At 34.3% G+C, this 20249-nt stretch carries 17 protein-coding genes and 1 tRNA gene; 9 read left to right on the forward strand and 9 right to left on the reverse strand.

The window, feature by feature from the left end; all coding sequences use genetic code 11:
* Window positions 1-143: 143 nt before the first annotated feature.
* The 7 genes from OZX61_RS04810 (at window position 144) to OZX61_RS04840 (ending at window position 5053) form a co-directional block, all read left to right on the forward strand.
* On the forward strand, window positions 144-1091 hold the full coding sequence (locus tag OZX61_RS04810) for a 2-hydroxyacid dehydrogenase (RefSeq protein WP_277095468.1): 948 nt from the start codon (window positions 144-146) through the stop codon (window positions 1089-1091).
* A 23-nt stretch (window positions 1092-1114) separates the two neighbouring features.
* On the forward strand, window positions 1115-1627 hold the full coding sequence (locus OZX61_RS04815; RefSeq protein WP_277095469.1) for a DinB family protein: 513 nt from the start codon (window positions 1115-1117) through the stop codon (window positions 1625-1627).
* Window positions 1628-1774: 147 nt separating this feature from the next.
* A complete protein-coding gene (locus tag OZX61_RS04820; protein ID WP_195773998.1) occupies window positions 1775-2524 on the forward strand; it encodes a YebC/PmpR family DNA-binding transcriptional regulator in 750 nt (249 codons plus the stop codon).
* A gap of 122 nt (window positions 2525-2646) precedes the next feature.
* Window positions 2647-3039 carry a hypothetical protein gene (locus OZX61_RS04825; protein WP_277095470.1) on the forward strand — a complete coding sequence of 131 codons (393 nt, stop codon included), beginning with the start codon at window positions 2647-2649 and terminating at the stop codon, window positions 3037-3039.
* A gap of 798 nt (window positions 3040-3837) precedes the next feature.
* On the forward strand, window positions 3838-4356 hold the full coding sequence (locus OZX61_RS04830; RefSeq protein WP_277095471.1) for a glycoside hydrolase family protein: 519 nt from the start codon (window positions 3838-3840) through the stop codon (window positions 4354-4356).
* Window positions 4353-4826 carry a hypothetical protein gene (locus tag OZX61_RS04835; protein ID WP_277095472.1) on the forward strand — a complete coding sequence of 158 codons (474 nt, stop codon included), beginning with the start codon at window positions 4353-4355 and terminating at the stop codon, window positions 4824-4826. The genes OZX61_RS04830 and OZX61_RS04835 overlap by 4 nt, the downstream gene beginning before the upstream one ends.
* Before the next feature lie 150 nt (window positions 4827-4976).
* Window positions 4977-5053 (forward strand) — tRNA-Ile (locus tag OZX61_RS04840).
* A gap of 417 nt (window positions 5054-5470) precedes the next feature.
* On the opposite strand, the gene OZX61_RS04845 is transcribed toward OZX61_RS04840, so the two are convergent.
* From OZX61_RS04845 to OZX61_RS04875, 7 genes are all read right to left on the reverse strand, one after another.
* Window positions 5471-8341: a type I restriction endonuclease subunit R gene (locus OZX61_RS04845; protein WP_277095473.1), complete on the reverse strand. Its 2871-nt coding sequence runs from the start codon at window positions 8339-8341 to the stop codon at window positions 5471-5473.
* A 22-nt stretch (window positions 8342-8363) separates the two neighbouring features.
* On the reverse strand, window positions 8364-9647 hold the full coding sequence (locus OZX61_RS04850) for a DUF4357 domain-containing protein (RefSeq protein ID WP_348521173.1): 1284 nt from the start codon (window positions 9645-9647) through the stop codon (window positions 8364-8366).
* A gap of 12 nt (window positions 9648-9659) precedes the next feature.
* Window positions 9660-10847, reverse strand: coding sequence for a restriction endonuclease subunit S (locus tag OZX61_RS04855; RefSeq protein WP_277095474.1), 1188 nt, complete (start codon window positions 10845-10847; stop codon window positions 9660-9662).
* Window positions 10844-12424: a type I restriction-modification system subunit M gene (locus tag OZX61_RS04860; RefSeq protein WP_277095475.1), complete on the reverse strand. Its 1581-nt coding sequence runs from the start codon at window positions 12422-12424 to the stop codon at window positions 10844-10846. The genes OZX61_RS04855 and OZX61_RS04860 overlap by 4 nt, the downstream gene beginning before the upstream one ends.
* A 333-nt stretch (window positions 12425-12757) precedes the next feature.
* A complete protein-coding gene (locus OZX61_RS04865) occupies window positions 12758-13183 on the reverse strand; it encodes a hypothetical protein (RefSeq protein WP_195772044.1) in 426 nt (141 codons plus the stop codon).
* Between the two features lie 8 nt (window positions 13184-13191).
* Window positions 13192-13965, reverse strand: coding sequence for an FAD:protein FMN transferase (locus OZX61_RS04870; RefSeq protein ID WP_277095476.1), 774 nt, complete (start codon window positions 13963-13965; stop codon window positions 13192-13194).
* A 59-nt stretch (window positions 13966-14024) separates the two neighbouring features.
* The gene (locus OZX61_RS04875; protein ID WP_277095477.1) at window positions 14025-14549 is read right to left on the reverse strand and encodes an FMN-binding protein; all 525 of its coding nucleotides are present in this window, start codon (window positions 14547-14549) and stop codon (window positions 14025-14027) included.
* 124 nt (window positions 14550-14673) lie between these two features.
* Between OZX61_RS04875 and OZX61_RS04880 the strand changes: the two genes are divergently transcribed.
* Complete coding sequence (locus tag OZX61_RS04880) at window positions 14674-15603, forward strand: DUF6662 family protein (protein ID WP_211140202.1); 930 nt, start codon at window positions 14674-14676, stop codon at window positions 15601-15603.
* A gap of 208 nt (window positions 15604-15811) precedes the next feature.
* Here OZX61_RS04880 and OZX61_RS04885 read toward each other — a convergent pair whose 3' ends face one another.
* Both OZX61_RS04885 and OZX61_RS04890 read right to left on the reverse strand, forming a co-directional pair.
* Window positions 15812-16720 (reverse strand): DUF5655 domain-containing protein, encoded by a 909-nt coding sequence (locus OZX61_RS04885; protein WP_277095478.1) that lies wholly within the window; start codon window positions 16718-16720, stop codon window positions 15812-15814.
* 242 nt (window positions 16721-16962) lie between these two features.
* Window positions 16963-17490, reverse strand: coding sequence for a DUF2939 domain-containing protein (locus OZX61_RS04890; RefSeq protein WP_195772048.1), 528 nt, complete (start codon window positions 17488-17490; stop codon window positions 16963-16965).
* A gap of 329 nt (window positions 17491-17819) precedes the next feature.
* Here OZX61_RS04890 and OZX61_RS04895 point away from each other — a divergent pair, with 329 nt between their 5' ends.
* The gene (locus OZX61_RS04895) at window positions 17820-20216 is read left to right on the forward strand and encodes a TonB-dependent receptor (protein WP_277095479.1); all 2397 of its coding nucleotides are present in this window, start codon (window positions 17820-17822) and stop codon (window positions 20214-20216) included.
* Window positions 20217-20249: the final 33 nt, after the last annotated feature.

Raw genomic sequence — 20249 nt, forward strand, 5'->3', positions numbered from 1 at the left:
CGGAGAATTTAGGTTTTGAACATCCTCATTTTGAATAAATATAGGGGTGTTGTACAGAGGCTTTTTATTTCTTGCTTAAAAAATGTGAAGGTGATGTACTGTAAAGAAAGAGAAAATATAAAATAAATGAAATGGAGAAAACGATGACCCAACAATTAGATGCAACTATTTTAGTACTCGGTGAACAATCCGATATTCTTTTAAATTTACTCAAAAAGCAATTTTCAACTATTTATGAGTTAGAACATATAGAAGATAAAGACAATTTTTTTAAGGAAAATGGAAAAGATATTATTGCAGTAGCCACTAGTAGTAATATTGGAATTACAAAAGAAGAAATTGATGCATTGCCTAAGTTAGAGATTATTGCCAGTTTTGGTGTGGGCTATGACAGTATAGATATCGACTATGCCAAAAAACGGGGTATACAGATTACAAATACACCAAATGTATTGAATGACTGTGTTGCTGATACTGCCATGATGCTCACATATGCAGTAGCAAGAAAACTGATATCAGCAGATGCATATGTAAGACAAGGAAATTGGATTTCTCCTTTTCCTTTGACGACAAGTTTATCTAAAAAAGTTTGTGGTATTTTGGGCATGGGCAATATTGGTGAAGAAATAGCAAAACGTGCGGTCGCTGCAGGTATGGAGGTTATTTATCATAATCGTACCGAGAAAAATAATGTTCCTTATCACTACGTAGCAACATTAGAAGCATTAGCAGAGCAAGCAGATTTTTTAATTTTGGCTTTACCAAGCACAAGTCAAACACAGCATATTATTAACACAAATATTTTAGAAAAAATGAAGCCAACTGCTTATATTATTAATATTGCTCGTGGTTCAGTCATTGATGAGAAAGCGCTCATTGAAAGTTTAAAACATGAAAAAATTGCGGGTGCAGGTCTAGATGTATTTGAAGAAGAACCATGTACACAAAGTCCACTGTTTGAAATGGATCGCGTGGTTCTAACACCACATTATGCAAGTGGTACTTATGAAACACGACAAGCAATGGCGCTATTAGTTTGCCAAAATTTAACTCAGTTTTTTAATAAAAATTCCTTAATTACGCCAATATAGCTATAAAAGGTTAAATAAATTATATGGATATCAAGCAGTTCGAAGTTTTGGTGCGCTACAATATTTGGGCAACTGAAAGACTCACGCATGCTTTAAAAAATATTTCGGATCAAGATTTTTCCAGACCCTGTGGTTTATTTTTTAATAGTATTTGTGGCACCCTGAACCATCTGCTTGTTGGAGAACATTATTTTTGGTATCGAAGGTTTACCAATTTGCCTATAGCGTCTGATATACAGCTAAGTACTGTGATTGAAACAGATAAAAATAAACTTTTAAATTTGTTAAACCAAAGTACACGTTATTGGAATAAATTTTTAAATCAATTTGTAGATAAAGATTTTCCAAAACAACTGGATTATTTGACATCTACAGGTAAGGCAATGAGTTTACCTTACGCTGAAACATTAATGCATGTGTTTCATCATGGAACACATCATCGTGGGCAAGTGACTGCGATACTGACATCAATGGGCTATCCTTGTCCTGAGTTAGACATGGTTTATATGATTGCTGAAGAAGCTGGATATGTCTAAAAAGTTTAATATTTATACAGTTTTAAAGCTGAATCTTAGATTTTTTCAGCAAAGTGAAAGTCACTATTTTTCTAATATTCGTGCTTATGCTAGAATTGCCAAACTTTTTATATTGCATAAAAGACCAATCTTTTAGGAGCATTTTGCATGGCGGGTCATTCTAAGTGGGCCAATATTAAGCATCGTAAAGCAAAACAAGATGCAAGCCGCGGTAAGGTTTTTACTAAATATATTCGTGAACTGGTGACGGCTGCGAAATTAGGTGGGCCTGATCAACAAGCAAATCCACGATTACGTGCAGTGGTAGAGAAGGCACTTTCTGTAAATATGACACGTGATACCATCAATCGTGCGATTCAGCGTGGTGCTGGTGGTGAAGATAATGAAGACTTAAAAGAAGTAACTTATGAGGGTTATGGCGTAGGTGGTGTTGCTGTTTTAGTCGAAACAATGACAGATAATCTTAACCGTACAGTCCCTGACGTACGTCACTGCTTTTCTAAAACAAATGGTAATTTAGGAACATCGGGTTCAGTTGCTTATTTGTTTACGAAACGTGGCGAAATTTCTTTTGAAGATGTTTCTTTAGAAGAGAAAATTATGGAAGCAGCGCTTGAAGCAGGTGCTGAAGATATTGAAGTGACAGAAGATGGTATTCTTGTCATTACAACGCCAGAAACATTTGGTGAAGTTCAAGATGCGCTGACGACGGCAGGTTTAAAATCAGATAATGCTGAAGTTGTAATGAGTCCATCGACAAAAGCTGAAATTACAGATGTTGATCAAGCAAAGCAAATTATGAAAATGATTGATATGCTTGAAGATCTAGATGATGTTCAAAACGTGTATACAAACGTAGAAATTCCTGATGAAGTACTTGAACAATTAGATGCCTAAGTACAAGTTAAAAATGGTGACTATGTTGTCACCATTTTTTTTACATGTTTGAAATTTAGATAACAAAAACAATAAAGTATTATTGATATATTTTAGTAATAATGTATAAAAAGGAGATAAGAATGCTTAAAAAATTAATATTACCTATTATTTTAACCTCTCTTAGCAGTTCAATTGTTTTTGCAGCGCCAACGATTGTAGAAAAAAATCAGTATAATAAAGATGAAATTACGGCTTTGGCTTTCCATAAAAAGCCGATAAGTATTTTGAAAGCCAGTCGAGAACCTATAGGCAGTGTTGTTAAAATAAATGCGAAGGTCGACTACAATATAGATGAAAAAACATATGTATTAAGAGACTATTCAGGTGTTATTTATTCGAAAATTGACCCTAATGTCTATACTTATGGAACTCTATATAGAGGTGTTCATGTCCAACTGACTGGCGTTGTAAATAGTAAAGATAAGAATGTGCCACCAATGATTGATGTCAGCTCCATAAAAGTATTGCGTTAAAATTTAATAATATAGAAAATAATACTTTAATATTTAAAAAATTATTTTAAGAGGATGGCTGAATGCCTTTATTGTTCAGTCAGCTAATTTTTTAAATGAATTTAAAAAATAAGACAGTAAATTTTTGTATAAAAAATAAAGTAGAAATTAAAGAATAATCGCTTTTATATATATTAATTATTATTTTTATCATTATAAATGTGATTTTTTTCACATTTTAAAGGTTAAATTTAATATTTTTAATAGTTTATTAAATAAGTTTTATTTGAGTTATATATATATTTCTTATTTGTGTTTTATGTAATTTTGCTTTAAGATTTGTATATAAGCAATAAAAATAAAAATGGTGAAAACTATGTCAAAAATAGAGCTGTTTTTAACGTCTAGTTCGGTACTTGTAATTATTTTTTTAATTTACTGGTTTGCCCAAACTGCAACACGTACGGTGCATTTATTTCTATAGGCTGTACTGTATCTATTTATGCTAATCTAACTTAATGTTCAGTGGATACCACTCTTCATTAAGTTAGACTTACGCATGTCTTATTATATCTATTCACTTTTTAAAGCGATTCTTTATCTTTACTTTTATAAGTATAAAATATCAAAAATATATAATCTTTTATTTTTAATTCTGTTTCTTACACTACACAACGATAATTTATTGAAAGGTTTATGTGCAAATCGCACTATCTATTTAACCTTTACGATATTTATTTTTGGTTATAAATTTCTTAAAAAATAATATTTGCAAAGGGATACTTCAAATTATTAAAAATTAGAAGAAGGCAAGCCCTTATGAGTAAAAAAACAAAATCTAAAATAGCCATTGCTTTATTAACGGCTTCTGGTGCACTACTAAGTGGTATAAAAGTAGATGAAGGTTTTACTGCAAAACCTATTATTCCTACGCAGGGTGATGTACCTACAATTGGTCACGGAACAACAGTCTACCCAAATGGAAAACCTGTCCGTATGGAAGATCAGCCAATTAGCCGCCAGACAGCAGATCATTATTTAGAGAATCATGTATCAAAAGTCGAACAACAGCTCAAAGCATCTATTCCAAATGTACAACTTTCACAAGATGAATATGATGTTTATCTAGACTTTGTGTATCAGTTTGGTATTGGTACGTTTAATCAATCTTCTATGCGAAATTATTTACTAAAAGGTGACTATAAGCAAGCTTGTACAGCGTTATTAAAATATAAATATACGGCTGGTCGGGATTGTTCAGTCCGATCAAATAATTGCTATGGTGTCTACGTTAGACAATTTAATAGATACCAAAAATGTATAGGGGTGAATCAATGACTTATTTCATTGCAATATGTAAATATTGGAAAGAGTTTATGATTTTACTTCTAATATTTTTAGTACTTGGTCTTGTTGTCATCTTAAGTCATAAAGACAATCAAATGATGTTAATTAAACAAAAGTATCTCTCTTATGTGGCAGAGCAATCGGAGCAACATCTAAAAGCACAGCTTGCTTTACAGGAAAAACAAAAAGAATACGACAATCAAATTATTATTGCGGAGAAAAACTATAATGAAAAAATCAAAATTATCTTGCGTGATACTCATATGGCTGAGTCTTATGCTAACAGCTTGTCAGAGCAACTTGCCTCAGCAAATAAAAAGCTCAGCACTGTTGATCGACAAACCGAAACAGAATATACCTATAAACTCGCAAACGTATTCCAAAGTTGCGTTACAGAATATAGAAAAATGGCAGAAAATGCTGATAATGCCACAGCTACTCTGAATAAATTAAGTTATTGATATTATAAAATAAAATAAGTTTTTGATTTGAGGGGTATCTATTTTTTAACCGAATATTCGGATAGTTCATAAAATTACTTGCAAAATATACTGGGTTTAGATAAGATTCATGCCAGAACGAATCCTTTGAAATACAAAGAGTTGTCGTTTGGGCCTATAGCTCAGTTGGTTAGAGCAGCGGACTCATAATCCGTTGGTCCCGTGTTCGAGTCACGGTGGGCCCACCATTATTAAACCTCGTAACTGATTGAGTTATGAGGTTTTTTAGTCTCTAGATCTCCAGTTTTTATGCTGTTCTGAAGGACTGCAAAGTGGTCTGTCTCGTGTGTGTAAGCAAATTTATCTATATTTCACTATCTACAAACTTTCAAAACCCTCCCTTACTATTTCTACATCAGCAACTTTTCGAGTTCATTTAAGTCGTGAAGACTCACAACTAAAAACTCTGATCGGCTGCAATGAAGTCGAAAGCTTGTGGATGCTTAGGGAATCTTTAGAAAAATGGAAATGTAGGTTTTTCCCTAGTTTTAGTAGAAAAAGTGGTCTTTTAAGGTGTAGTTTTACCAAAGAGTTGTATTTATGATTGCCCTTGAAAGTTATTCCAACTTTAGGTAAGGGCAATGTATTATTGAGATTGATTTTACTTATAAACCTTTATAAAACTTTTCAATGAATGATTTTGTCTTACTGACTAAATTGGTTAATACAGACTGACGTTCTTTGAGCTTTGGTGGCTTAGTTGGTAATTTTGAGATGTCATTACGCTCAGGCATTCTTTTTGTATACTCGTACTGTTCGAGTACTTTCTTAAATTCATCGGCTTTTAGGTTTTCTTCTTTACAAATGTGTTGGTAGGCTTGCTCTTTTTCTATATCCCAGAAAGACTTAAAAGCATCTTCGACCTTTTGCCCTGTAATGAGTTTAGGGATGTTTTGATCGATAAACTTTTTAATCAAGTCTTGTTTGTCATGTAGACTAACTTCACCTTCAATGAGGTCATTAACCTGAGCTTGATATTGCTGTCTTTTTTCTACACTGGGATTATCAATTGCAAGTTGTAGTAAGCTGATGATGTATCCCACATTAATGCGGTCACTGTGTAGTAGTTCCAGTTGAAAATCAACTTCATCTAAAATAGATACTTTCTCTTTGCTTGATGTTTTACGGACTACATGGCACAAGTCTTTGTACTTTGATGCAAAATCAGCAAAGCTTTGTTTGTCTAAGGTTGTATTGTCTTGATTGTATTCGACAAAGGTTTCTAATTGAGCATTAGTACGCATGACTTCACGAAAGGCTTTAATAAACTCTAGTTGATCGTCTTCTGTCAGTAAATCATCTACGTCTTGGCAGTTGGGTGTTAATTCATATAGCTTTTGAACCGAAGTTTCATAGTTGTGCTGAATCTCTGCAAATTCAGGGACTAAAACCACTTGAGGTGTTTCTTTGTTAGAGAAAATTTTAAGTGCTTCGTCTGTGGCTTGTTTTAGGTTTCTGAAACAAATGATATTGCCAAAGGGTTTATTGTTATTAAACACGCGGTTAGTACGTGAAAAAGCCTGTATGAGTCCATGATGCTTTAAGTTTTTGTCTACATACAAAGTATTAAGCCGTTTTGAGTCAAAGCCTGTAAGGAACATGTTCACTACCAGTAATATGTCAACTTCACAATTTCTGACGCGTTTAGCAATATCTCTATAGTAATCGTAGAACTGATCACCTGAATTGTAATTGGTTTTAAACTGTTGGTTATATTGGGCAATGTAATGGTCGAGCTTATCTCGTTTAGATGGATTGACTGTACTTGGAATGTCAGTATTTTCTTCATCTAGTAAACCATTTGCATCATCGTTGACTGCTTCGTTGGCTGCGTATGAGAAAATGGTGGCAATGGTGAGAGGTTTAAACAAACGCCCATGTTCAGCATCTTGTTGTTGCTTTTGAGTTTGTAAGCGTTCAAAGATGTCGTAGTATTCTATGAGGGTGTCTACTGAACTGACACAAAACATAGCTGTAAATTCACGTTTTTTGGTTTTTGTATCGTGGGTATCTAAAATGTACCGTGCAATTTGTTCTAAGCGTTTTGGGTCTTCCAATAACTCTTGTGTATCTATGCCTTCAACCTGATCTATAGATTGATGTGATGAATGAGTTTTCAAACTGTACTGTCCACGATAGTCAATTTGAAAGGGAAGTACGTTTTTATCTCGAATGGCATCTACAATGACGTATTGGTGTAATAGCTCATCAAACAGATGACTTGTGGTGAGTTTTAATCCTGCTATTGTTTTTGCATTGTCATCTAAAATAGGTGTACCTGTAAAACCGAACATTTGGGCTTTTTGGAAGAACTTTTTAATTTTTAAGTGAGTTTCACCAAATTGACTACGGTGGCATTCATCAAAAATGAATACAACTTTTTTGTCGCGTAGTTGTTCAATCTCTTGGCTGTATTTATCTTTTCCAATAGCATTGTTGAGCTTTTGAATGGTAGTCACAATCAGCTTGTCATGCGGTAGGTTTATTTGTTCGATGAGTTTCTTTGTATTTTTAATTTGATCAACACAGTCTGGTTGAAATGCATTAAATTCTTTGGCTGTTTGTGTATCTAAGTCATTGCGGTCTACTACAAACAGTACTTTTTCAACATCAGGCATATTCATAATAATTTGACTGGCTTTAAATGAGGTCAGTGTCTTACCTGATCCTGTCGTATGCCAAATGTAACCGTTTTTATTACTCTGTTTAACCTGTTGCGTAATTTGTTGTACAGCATAAATTTGATAAGGGCGTAGTGCCATTAATACTTGGGCATCTTTAAGCAAGACCATGTATTCATTAAGCATCTTTGTTAAAAAATCAGGTGTTAAGAAACTGCTTGTAAATGCTGAAATGTCATTAATCTGTTTATTTTTGCTGTCTGTCCAAGGAAAGGCAAAGGCATCGTTGGTTGTACCATGTGCAAAGTAACGTGTATTTACGCCATTGCTCATAATGAAGAGTTGTACAAAGTTAAATAGCCCATAGCCTGTATGGTACGTTTCTCGTTTGTAACGTTGTATTTGGTTAAATGCTTCAGCCATTTCCATACCACGTTTTTTGAGTTCAATTTGAACTAGTGGTAAACCGTTAACGAGAAGCGTAACATCAAAACGGTAGGTTCGTTTATTGTTATACTTAGGGTCAATGGTCACTTGATTGGTGACTTGAAATCTATTTTTATGGGGCTCTTTAAACAGTAGGTCGATATGGCGACTTGTGCCATCATCTAGTTTAATCGGAAGTTTATTTCTGAGTTTGGTTGCACGTTCGAAAACGTTGCCTTGACTAATTTGGTGAAAGACTTGTTTCCACTCAGTATCAGACAAAGTTGGAATACCATTAGCTCGTTCTAACTGTAGTTTTAGATTGCTCATCAGTTGGGCTTCGTTATGAATGCTGACACGTTCGTAATGAAGTTGATTGAGTTGTTCTAATAGTTGATTTTCGAGTTGATATTCGCTTTGTGTAGTCATGTTTGTTATCTATATTCTCAGATTAAAAGTCAGCAAGTTTTTTTACAATGTTTGTAATGTATTCAAGGTCATTATTACTTGTTGCCGTGTAAAAGGGATGTTTTTGTGCTGTATTGTACTCTAAAAGCCCCGATTCATCTTTTAAGATACCTTCTCGTTGTTGAAGATTAATATGAATTTTTGATGGGAATACATACATAGTCACGACATTGAAATCATTCTTCTTAAAAGCAATGTATTTCTTTTTAATGACTATATCTAAACCAACATTTAAATTTAGAAATGCATCTTTAAACTGATGGTAAAGGTTTTGTATTTGTGAAGTTTTGGTTTCAAGGTGGAGGATTTCTTCATACTCTCCATTGACCTGATCTTCTTGCCACTCACCAAAAGTTAAGTCTGTACCGACTTGTTTCCAGACTTTTCTGCCATTGCTTTCACGGCCAGTTATGACGGCACTTGCCGCTGATGGACTACTAAATAAATAGTCTTTGGTAAAAGTGAACGTTGATGAATCAATTATTCCACTATTTAGTAATGTAGGACGTAAGCTAGAGATATAGTTATGAGTTGATTGACTTGCATCTTGTCTAACTTGTGAACCTTTGAGTACATAAAACTCACCATCTATAACCTTAGCTCTTGCTTCAACTCCTCTTACACTAAGGTAAAATTCAGCAGGTTGCTCTACTAAGCTCTCTACTTCAGAAGGGTAGCTATTTTCATGTACTTGAGGTGTAGGTGGGGTGATGGTTGATGTTTTAAGTTCGCTTGGTCGTTTTTGTTCTTTCAAAAACTCATAACCTAAAACAGGCAAAATGACTTGTATTTGCTCTAAAAAATACTCCATATCTGCAATATCTGACTCAGGTAGTCTATTGTAGATGTGTGCTGTACCATTTTTAAGCTGACATTGACCATTTGAAAGGGCGATATCTATTAAACGACTTTCTAAGTATTTGATATGCGCTTTAGTAATGTTTTGATCTTTGCCTGTGACTACACACACTTTATTCCAAAAGTCTTTACCACCACTTTCTTCTGTTCGGTTGTGTTGTGCTAAACGCTGAGCAATATTGTCAGACTCACCAATATAGACTAGCGGATATGTAGAATTACTTTCATCAGAGCCGACTAAAAAGTAAATACCTGTACTTTGCTGACATTCTTCTCGTTGAATCAAATCTTTTAATTTACTGCGTGGTGCAGAAAGAATATGACCTGTCCAGTTTATAATTTCTGCAGTGAGAATGCCGTTTGGTGTACCATCAACCAAGAATAGTTTAACGCTTTTACCATGTGCCATTTTTTCTAATTCCTAAATAAACATTTGTTGTAGTAAGCCTTTTTTCCATTGTTTGGCTTGTTCGAGTTGTTGGGTGGTGAGGTCTATTTTTTGGTCTATGGCTGATAAGAAGTTAGCGATTTTGGTTTGTTCGGGGAGGGTGGGTAAATGAATGTTTAAATTTTTAATTTGTTCACTATTAACAGATTCGAATGTACTGCCTTGAGATAAACTAGCCCATTTAGTTTCTTTTAATAATAAAACTTGATAAATAAAACCTTGATTAATGTTTGTTTTAGCTCTGATAGAGGCTAGACCACGTCCTATGCAAGCGTTATGTTTAGATAAAGCGACAAAACCGACTGGAGCTCGGACACTTAACAAGATATCTCCAATATTGCATTTTTTAGTTATTTCTGAAGTAAATATACGTGGATGAGATAAACGATTTTTGATATCAGCATTTCCTTGTAGTAGAGGTAAACCTAATTGATTTTCATTGTAATTCTCTGATTTTGGTGAGCTACCCATAGTAATTTGAGTAATATCATTAAGCAGTTTTTCCTCCCACTCCCCAAACTCACTCCCATCATCTGCTTTAAAGCGAATCTGTTGGCTAAACAGCTTTTGCATCATACCTTTTTTGTATTGAGTAAGCAGTTCTTGCTTTTGGCTGAGTTGACTAATCTTTTCATCTACTGCGGTGAGGAAAGTGGCAATTTTGGTTTGTTCGGGTTTTGAAGGACAATTAATATTAATATTTTTTATAATAGCTGCACTTAAGTTTTTTTGCCCACCATCATTGCTCAACTCCCTAATTTCTTCATAACGATTCATGATATTTTGAAAAATGAATGTTGTATTAAATGTTGGCTTAAGTGTAATGGCAGCACAAGCTTGGTTAGTTGTTGCCTCAATCCCTAGTATAGCAACTTTTCCGCGTGTAACTCCTTGACCATACATTGCGATTAAGATTGTATTTTTACTAAATATTTTTGCTGATGAGTTATTTAGACCTTCTTCAGTAATAAATTCATTTGCATCTTTAATGATATTAAAGTCTACTAAACTTGTTGTTATCCAAGGTATTGTTCCATTATCCCAAAATTTACTATTAGAGCGACTCGGTGTTCCCCCAGATGTTACAGTTGAAATGTCATTTATTTGATAATTATTCCAATCCCCACTAAACTCCTTAAACCTCAATTTAGGTGCACTCATGACTTCACCTCCGTAAATGGTGAATCAATTCCAAGCTCTGCACAAAAGGCATTAATGGTTTGGTCGGTTTCTTGGCTTTGTTGTTCTAAGTCTTGCAGTTGCTTAGCAACCTCAGCTAAATCAATTTCAGCTTCAGCTTCAAAGGTATCTACATAGCGAGGAATGTTTAAATTAAAGTCGTTGTCTTGTATATCTTGTAGTGTCGCGACTTGTGCAAACTTGTCTACGTTCTCACGAGCATGATAACACTTAACAATTTTAGTAATGTGTTCGGGTCTTATATAGTTTTGAGCTTTTTGCTTTTCAAATTCTTTACTGGCATCAATAAACAAAATGTTGTCATCGTTGCTACGATTTTTCTTAAGTACAAGTACACAAGTTGGAATCGTTGCACCATAGAAAATATTGGCAGGCAGTCCAATCACTGCATCAATGACGTTCATCTTTTCAATGAGGTGCTGACGAATCGTACCTTCACTTGAGCCTCGGAACAATACACCATGTGGAAGAACCACTGCCATTGTGCCATCTTCATCAAGTTGATACAGCATGTGCTGTACAAAAGCCATATCTGCTTTGGTTTTTGGGGCAAGCTTACCGTAAGGTGAAAAACGATCATCTTGTAAAAACAAAGGATCAGCTGACCAATGCGCAGAGAAGGGAGGATTTGCGACAACCGCTTCAAACTTTTGGTTTAAATGCTGTGGTCGTGTCAGGGTATTGTCTTGCTTAATATCAAACTTAGAAAAATGCACATCATGAAGAATCATGTTCATACGTGCTAAGTTATATGTTGTACGGTTCATTTCTTGACCGTAAATCATATCGACATCGTTTACTTCACGCTTTACACGCAACAGTAAAGAACCTGAACCACATGTCGGGTCGTAGACTGAACGCAGTTGTGTTTTACCATCGGTAACAATTTTAGCAAGTAAGGTTGAAACTGCTTGCGGTGTATAAAATTCACCTGCTTTTTTACCTGCACCACTGGCAAACTCACCAATTAAGTACTCGTAAGCATCACCTAAAACATCGGATTCGGTATTACTTAAATCGAAATCAATTTTATCTAAGTGAGAGAGCACTTTAGTGACTAAAGTATTTCGATCTGTCGCATTACTTCCTAGTTTTGTTGAATTGAGATCTAAATCTTCAAACAAATTTGCGAAGTCATTTGCTGAATCTGTACCTGCGGTACTTTGTTCAATGGCTTTAAATGTATTGGTTAAATCATCGAGAATAAAGCCATCTGCCTGACGACCACGTTCAGCAAGCGTATGAAACAGTTGTTTCGGTGCAAGTGCAAAACCAACATCTTCAATGGCATTGTCTTGAATGGCTTCAATAAATTCTAAATGTTCAGCATTGCTTTCATCAAGTTTGTAATACGGTTCGTTAATGCCTTCTTCTTGCAGTAGAGCATTGGCAAAGTTAACGGTTTTTTCAGAAAGGTACTTATAAAAAATGAATCCTAAAATGTAGTCTCGAAACTCATCTGCACCCATCGTGCCACGAAGATCATTGGCAATATTCCAAAGATGCTTTTTAAGTTCTTGTAGTTGGGCTTGAGACATGGGTAACGCTTCTCTAATCATTTTAAATTTGGTCTATTGTACAAAAAAAAGAGGGCTTTGTAGCGATTCTCGTATTTAAAACGACAGTCTTTGTCGTTTATATAAATGACTAATCAATATATTTTAATTAAAATGAAACATGATTATACAGACCCTAGCTATATTTAATCTTTTAAGAATACTTCCAACCTTTCATAAAGGTGACGTAAAAATTACTAAAAAATGGGTTAGTTCTTAAATTTAAATTATATCTATGATTAATAAAATTTTTGGTATAAACAATCAAAGTTTGAAGTCAATGTGTAATCTTTTAACTGGTATTAAACAAGTATTTTATTTTATTATTTTCTTGCGTTTTCGACCGATGATAATGTGAATAGGTAGAAATATAATTACAAATATACCCATCCAAATATGTAGCATTTTGGCCGTTGCCATCCATGACTCACCACTGTAATACAGGGCAATACCACTAAATGCAAGTATAAACATGGTAATTAACATCGGAATACCAGACTTTAGATTTCTTTTCGTTTCTAAAGAAAGTTGTATATGAATGGGAATTAATGAACCAATTAAGATAAGCATGAGACTTGCAGAAATACCATGTAGTTTTAGAGTATATGTTGTCCATATGGTTGGATCATACATTTTCCAGTCTTGTGTATAGGCAAAATATAGCCCTGTTATACTTAAAACTGACCATATAACATATAAAAATGTTCGATGAAATTTGGGTAGGCGAATAGAAACTTTCACAACAGATCCTAAAATGATTCAGTCAGTACAGCATGTGCACCAAATTTGGCTAAACAAGGGTGGTTCGTATTTAAACTTGTTGCAACTACTTTTGTTAATGCATCTGCAAGCCATGCTTGTGATGCAATGACACTAAAACTTATATTTTTTACAATTGATTCACCTGTGAAAGGATGAATAAGATGAGAAATTTTTTTTCCTTGCCATGTTTTTTCGGTGAAATAACTTGCGGATGTTGCGATGGCACCATTTGACAACAAACCTATAGATTTTACTTCAGAAGGTCGATTTGGATTACGAATACAAATTTGTTCATTCATTTGACCTAAAACTCTTAAGTCTCCACCTGCATTGACCACTGCATTTTTGATACCACGTTGATTTAACCAATGTATTGCTAAATCTACTGCAAAACCTTTTGCAATCCCACCCAGATCAATGGCGATGGGCTGTAAGAAACGGACTTGATTATTTGGTAGCAATTGCATGGCTGATTGATCTATAACCTGAGAAATATGACGATGACGAACTGGTAAGTATTCAAGTTGCATTAGCTTAGATGCCACGGTACAGTCAAATAATCCATGGGTATATTGATATATTTTTTGTGCTCGACACAGCACTTGATATAACCAAGGATGAACAGTCACAATTTTTTGATATGCGTTTGAATTTAATCGACTGAGTTCACTTTCAGCATGGTGAAAACTCATAATATTCTGGACATCTTGAATGACTGCATAAGCTCGATTAATTATATGATGTACATCTACTTCGCTCATGTCAGAAGTCTGATCTACTTTTATTTCAACAAATGTACCTAGAAGTGGCCTAGAGCGGACTATTTTAATGACTTTAACTCCATTGCATAGAGTCCCATAATACGATGAACGCCGTCGGTGATATGTTTAGAAGATAAGGTTGCACCACTAATATTTTGAATATCTTTTCCTAAAGTGATTGCAGAGCTTGAAGTTTTACCCACAAATTGATCACGCCAAGAAGCATTTCTAACTTGAGAACCATAAGTTTCGGTGTACTCCATAATCTCAATTTGTTTTACTGCACCTTTTGCATTAATACCTACGGCATAAGTAATCATTTCATGCTTTCCTAAAACCTGATCTATTACCAACCAATCACCTTCTTTTGTTTTAAAAATTTGATCTGTTTTTAAAGGTGAGGTAATACCAGATACTTCTTTTAATTTCTTTTCTTGATCTTTCGTGAGTTGAATATTCTGCTGTGTCAGTAGCTGATGAGGAAAAATAACTTGTTTTACCTGTTCAGCTGTTAAGTATGTTGTTGCATGCGAAACAAGTGGTGTAACGAATAATGTTGTACCAACAACAGATGTCCACTTCATAATAAACCCCTATTTTTTGAGGCTTTATTTTTAACATTTCATCTTAAATATTTCTTAAATTTAATAATAATTTAAGGAAAAGTGATAATCATTATATTTTAGGTTAACGAAAGAGCAACAATTAATGCACATGCATTCTGTAAGAAAAACAATATTGTCTCTATGTTTGGCACTTGGTGTAGGTCATCTCTCGCATGCAGGTGAAAGTTTATTCGGATTTGCTTACACACTTGACACACAGCCCAAAGGAACCTTTGAGTTTGAACAACGCTTTGATGTTACTCATGGGCAGAGAACAGGTACATATAATTTAGGTTTATATCGTTCAGAAATTGAATATGGCCTAACCGATAATCTTCAAGTTGCTGGTTACCTAAATGCTTATTCTATTCAAGCAAAGAAAAACTATTTAAACGCAGATATGTGTGAAGGCCATACCGACGGCGAACCATGTACTGCAGGTTTTGGGGTGCCAAGTAGTGCGCACGATTCAGATTCTTATAATAAATTTAAAATTGATGGTGGCTCTCTAGAGCTAATTTGGCGTATTTTAAACCCAGTAACATCTCCTGTTGGTGTAGGGGTATACATTGAACCAACGCTGGGTCAACTTGAAGACTCACTTGAAATGAGACTTCTTTTACAATCTAACTTTTTAGATGATCGTCTTATTCTTACACTGAATTTCTTATATGAACCTGAAAAAGAAAAATATGATGATGCAGGAACAATCAGAAATTCAATGGGTGATATCCTTTATGGAGCGAGTTATCGTTTTGCACCAAACTGGTCTGCAGGTATAGAGGGTCGATATCATACCGATCATGATGGTTATTTTTGGAATACACATACACAAACAGCTCATTTTCTTGGTCCGACAGTACATTATGCCAGTGAAAAATGGTGGGCAACAGCAAGCTGGCGTTATCAATTAGAAGGTAAGTGTTATGCAGATGGAACGGCTGATTGTTCTGTACGTACAGGATACGATAAAGTGTCTGATAACCATGGTAAAAACCAGTTTGTCGTAAAATTTGGTTTCCCATTTGGTTAATAAAGTGATTATGCTAGCGTAAGAGCGAAAGCCTTTATGCTAGCCAAAAGTTCCGTTAAGTTTAGGTAAAAATAACAAAAGTCTGCAAATGTTTTTATGCACCTCTTATAGAGCAGTTCTAGTTTATAAGTTTTGATATGTAAAAATTCATTATATTGATCCGATGTTGAAACTTTATCGTTATATCGGATTTTACTTTAGCTTGGTGCTACAGTAATTCTTTGATTAAACTTAAAATATATTCTAGGTGATGAGTGTCTGATACATCGAGTTGATAATCTCCTATCCCCCAATGTCCAATATTGGAGACATCACGAAATAAATGTTTTGTATCATCTAACGTAGTTATTTTTGCATTTAACGTAATTCGAATAAGTTTTTGATATATCTCTATATATACAATATTCTTTTTTTGCTTTTTGAAGGCAATGTAGAGTTTTTTAGGATTAATTTCAAAGTTAGAAGATAAATTTAATATCGCATTACGAAATGCTTCATATAGTTCTTTAATTTCCTCAGATTTATTATTGAGATGATATTCTTCATCGTAGTTCTGAATTTGTTTAGATATATTCTCAATATTGTGAGATTCAGCTTTTTGTACTTGCTTTATTGAAGGTGCAGATTTAGATTTCTGTAATGGATGAATTGAAATAATACCTTTTTGATATCTTTTAATCTCCCAGAGTTCTATGCCTAAATCTTTAAAGTTAGTGGATTGTTTTTGAAAGTCTGTAAAACTTGGAGATACGAAAAGAATTCTACTTTGCGACCAGTCGATGTCTGTTCTTTTGAGGGTGTGATGCTGGCTCTCATTATACTCTATAATAAAGTCCGCTTTATACTCTAGCATTAAATTAAGATAGGACACACCTTGATCGACCACGCTATAGTTGCGATCGCGTTTATATTCAATAATTACAAATGCGTTACTTTCAGCATCAAAAGCTAATGTATCTATACGATAATTTTTTATAGTGAATTCAGATTTAATCATTTTTAAGTCTGTAAATTTTTCTAAATTTTTTTCAAATAAACTTTGTATTTCCTTTTCTAATTTAAAAGGCTCCTCATCTAATTCAAGTAATAAATCATTCTGTGATTGATAGATTTGCATGAGTAATCCTTAGCCTATAGAAGTATTAGCTTTATGTGATTCTTATCTTATTGAAGTCACAGTTTAGTATATTTAAAGTGCTTTATGGAAAAGATCTTTATATTTCAAGATGATATTAGTTTTTTACGATTGCTGGCATAATATTATTAATGAAACTATCTATTTAATATATTTTTTGTCTAATCGAGAAATAAAAGAGGCATTATTTCCCATATTAGGAAAATGCCTCTTCGCTTTTATGATTAGTGATTATCCATTGGAATATTAATTTTTACTACTTTCCAGCTGAGTCCATCTCGCTCTAAAACGATACTTATAGTTTCTGGTTTTCCTTGAGCTTTAATATTGACTTCGAATTGATTGAAGGACAAATAACGTGTTGAATAGGTTTCTACCGAATTTGCTGTATTAGAAGTAGATGTATGAGATGGAGTATTAAATCCAGTGTTCGGCTTTTTTCCTTGCATCATTAAAGTTATGCCTTCTGGTGTGATGGCAAGATCTACGATTTTTTCAACCATTGACATTGCAAACATACTACTAAGTTGCTCCATCCCATCTGTACGGTTTGAAGTACTCATTTTTTTCATAATATATGCATTCACTTGATCTTTTAAATTTTGACGTACGCTTGGAAAATTAATATAGGTTGATACCTTATTGCTGTCGTTTGCTTCTACCGCATTTTTCATATTATGAAGCGTAATATACGGCGATGCATAAAAATATACTGCAATAAGTAAAATAACGGCGAGAACTTTTTTATTCATGAAAAACTTTCCAAGTGTCGTAATTAACATAAAGCCGAATGAGTCAGATTCAACTTATGGTGATTGCTTTTAAAATATGATTATACACTTTATTATAGTTGAAATTAATTTAAGATAATGAATTATAAGATTTTTAATTCTAATTTAGGCATCATTCGTTATAAAATAAGAGAAAAGTGCATATAAGGAAATCACTTTTTACACTACATATGTGTCATAAATAAGCTGTCTTAAATCTTTTTTTTTCATATAGATAGGTTTAAAAGTTAATTTACATGATTTCAAAAATTAATAACATAAATAAACAATATCTTAAAAATGTATGACCAATGGAAAACACGTTTAGAGTTAAGTTACTCACATTATTGGTAGCTAGTAGTCTTTACCAAGTTACGCATGCAGAAAATAATACAGATGCATCTTCTGAGAATAAAGTTCAATCATTAAATAAAATTATTGTTACGGGTACGAGAAAAGTAAATCGATCTGCGACTCAGTCAGCACAACCTATTGATGTGATTACAGCAGATGATTTGCAGCAACGCACAGGTACAAGTGAATTAGGTACCGCACTTGCTAAAATAATTCCTTCAATTAATTTTCCAAGACCTTCGGTGGCCGATGGTGCTGAATTCGTACGTCCTGCACAATTGAAAGGTTTGTCACCTGATCAGGTATTGGTTTTAGTAAATGGTAAACGACGTCATACTAGTGCATTTATTAATATGGGTGGTGCTATTGGGCGTGGTTCATCACCATCCGATTTAAATGCCATTCCTATGTCGGCAGTAGCGCGAATTGAAGTTTTAAAAGATGGCGCATCTGCACGCTATGGTTCTGATGCAATTGCAGGTGTAATCAACATTATCTTAAAAACAGATACCAAGCATGGTGAAGCTGGGGTACGTTACGGGCAGTATTCAGAAGGTGATGGTGCGCAAAAACAAAGTTTTGTTTCGGGTGGCGTGAATTTAAATGACCATGGCTTTGTAACCGTTGCAGGTGAATTGGAAAATGATGACTATACCAATCGTGCAGGGTTAGATAAACGCGATGTTAAATCTACGACTTACGGACAGCGAACCTTTCGTTATGGTGACCCTAAGCAGGATACTGTAAAACTTGCGATTAATAGTGAATACGATATTTCAGATGCTGCAACTTTATATGGTTTTGGTACATATAGTCGTAAAGATGGTGAGTCCACTGCATTTTATCGTTTAAGTAATGGAACCAATAATGTCAGTGCAATTTATCCAAATGGTTATTTACCTTTAATTTTAGGCGTATCTGAAGATCTGGCAGCTGTCGCAGGAATTAAAGGCAATCTTGCAGATTGGCGTTATGATGCATCTATTAATTTTGGCCGTAATAAATATACGGTAGATACAGATACGATTAATGTAAGTGCCTATAAAGATTTTGGTTACACACCAACACGCTTTTATAATGGTACGCTTATTAATGATCAGACTGCGCTAAATTTTGATTTATCTAGAGACTTTAATATAGACTTCTTAGATGGTCCATTAACATTTTCGACCGGATTACAGTATTTAAATCAGAACTATCAAATTAAAGCAGGTGAACCACTTTCTTATTATAAAACAGGTTCTTCAGGTTTAGCAGGTTTTAGAGATGCAGATGCAGGGCAATGGTCTCGAGACAGTTACGCTGCTTATGCAGATTTAGAAGCGAATATTACGGAAAAACTGTCAGGTTCTGCAGCATACCGCTATGAATATTATAATGACTTTGGCAGTACAAATAATGGTTCTTTGTCTTTAAGATATGCGCAAAGTCCCGCAGTTGCTTTTAGAGGAAGTGTTTCTACAGGCTTCCGTGTACCAAGTTTAGCCCAAACTCATTACGCGCAAACGTCATCTCAATTAATTAATGAAAGTGTCGTAGAAGCTGGAACATTCCCTACAGATTCTAAAGTTGCACGCCTTTTGGGCGCTGAAGATTTAAAACCAGAAACATCACGTGACTATAGTCTTGGTATAGTCTTAACACCGACAGATAATTTTTACTTAACATTAGACGCTTATCTAATTGATATTAAAAATCGTATTAGTCTTTCATCGAATTTAGATGCGAGTAGTAGTACAGTACGTTCATATTTAGCACAAAATGGCATTACGGATATTAATTTTAGTACTGTGAGATTCTTTAATAACGCTGCAGATACACGTACTAAAGGGATAGATCTTGTTGCAAACTATGCTTGGAACGATTTACCTTACGGTCATTTAAATACATCTGTGGCGTATAATTACAATGAAAATAAGGTTACTAAGGTCAGAGCAAATCCAGCTATATTAAATGCGCTTAATGTTAACCTGAACAGAATTGATCGCCGTGAACAGTATGGTATTTTAGCTGCAAGTACGCCAAAACATAAATTAACGATTACGAACGACTATACAATTGGCAATTGGGGAATTAATGCCAATGTAACGCGTTATGGTAGTTTTAAGACGTATAGCAATAGCGGGCCTGCATTTGACCAAAAATATAGTGCGAAATGGTTGCTAGATTTAGCGCTGTCTTATAAATATGACAACTGGAAGTTTGAGCTAGGTGGTGACAATATTACCAATGTATATCCAGACAAAGATGTGACGACGGCGGGTTCTACAGGGGGTAGTATTCAATATAGCTTATTCTCTCCATTTGGTGCCAATGGCGCGTTTTATTACACTCGTATTACATATCATTGGTAACTATAAGAAAGATGTTTGATGCAATATATACCT

The sequence above is a fragment of the Acinetobacter sp. ESL0695 genome, assembly GCF_029392135.1.
GTDB lineage: Bacteria > Pseudomonadota > Gammaproteobacteria > Pseudomonadales > Moraxellaceae > Acinetobacter > Acinetobacter pollinis.

Excerpts from the sequence above, each read along its gene's own strand:
- OZX61_RS04810 (WP_277095468.1), top strand. The coding sequence starts at position 144 with ATGACCCAACAATTAGATGCAACTATTTTAGTACTCGGTGAACAATCC.
- OZX61_RS04815 (WP_277095469.1), top strand. The coding sequence starts at position 1,115 with ATGGATATCAAGCAGTTCGAAGTTTTGGTGCGCTACAATATTTGGGCA.
- OZX61_RS04820 (WP_195773998.1), top strand. The coding sequence starts at position 1,775 with ATGGCGGGTCATTCTAAGTGGGCCAATATTAAGCATCGTAAAGCAAAA.
- OZX61_RS04825 (WP_277095470.1), top strand. The coding sequence starts at position 2,647 with ATGCTTAAAAAATTAATATTACCTATTATTTTAACCTCTCTTAGCAGT.
- OZX61_RS04830 (WP_277095471.1), top strand. The coding sequence starts at position 3,838 with ATGAGTAAAAAAACAAAATCTAAAATAGCCATTGCTTTATTAACGGCT.
- OZX61_RS04835 (WP_277095472.1), top strand. The coding sequence starts at position 4,353 with ATGACTTATTTCATTGCAATATGTAAATATTGGAAAGAGTTTATGATT.
- OZX61_RS04845 (WP_277095473.1), bottom strand. The coding sequence starts at position 8,341 with ATGACTACACAAAGCGAATATCAACTCGAAAATCAACTATTAGAACAA.
- OZX61_RS04850 (WP_348521173.1), bottom strand. The coding sequence starts at position 9,647 with ATGGCACATGGTAAAAGCGTTAAACTATTCTTGGTTGATGGTACACCA.
- OZX61_RS04855 (WP_277095474.1), bottom strand. The coding sequence starts at position 10,847 with ATGAGTGCACCTAAATTGAGGTTTAAGGAGTTTAGTGGGGATTGGAAT.
- OZX61_RS04860 (WP_277095475.1), bottom strand. The coding sequence starts at position 12,424 with ATGTCTCAAGCCCAACTACAAGAACTTAAAAAGCATCTTTGGAATATT.
- OZX61_RS04870 (WP_277095476.1), bottom strand. The coding sequence starts at position 13,965 with ATGAGCGAAGTAGATGTACATCATATAATTAATCGAGCTTATGCAGTC.
- OZX61_RS04875 (WP_277095477.1), bottom strand. The coding sequence starts at position 14,549 with ATGAAGTGGACATCTGTTGTTGGTACAACATTATTCGTTACACCACTT.
- OZX61_RS04880 (WP_211140202.1), top strand. The coding sequence starts at position 14,674 with ATGCACATGCATTCTGTAAGAAAAACAATATTGTCTCTATGTTTGGCA.
- OZX61_RS04885 (WP_277095478.1), bottom strand. The coding sequence starts at position 16,720 with ATGCAAATCTATCAATCACAGAATGATTTATTACTTGAATTAGATGAG.
- OZX61_RS04890 (WP_195772048.1), bottom strand. The coding sequence starts at position 17,490 with ATGAATAAAAAAGTTCTCGCCGTTATTTTACTTATTGCAGTATATTTT.
- OZX61_RS04895 (WP_277095479.1), top strand. The coding sequence starts at position 17,820 with ATGGAAAACACGTTTAGAGTTAAGTTACTCACATTATTGGTAGCTAGT.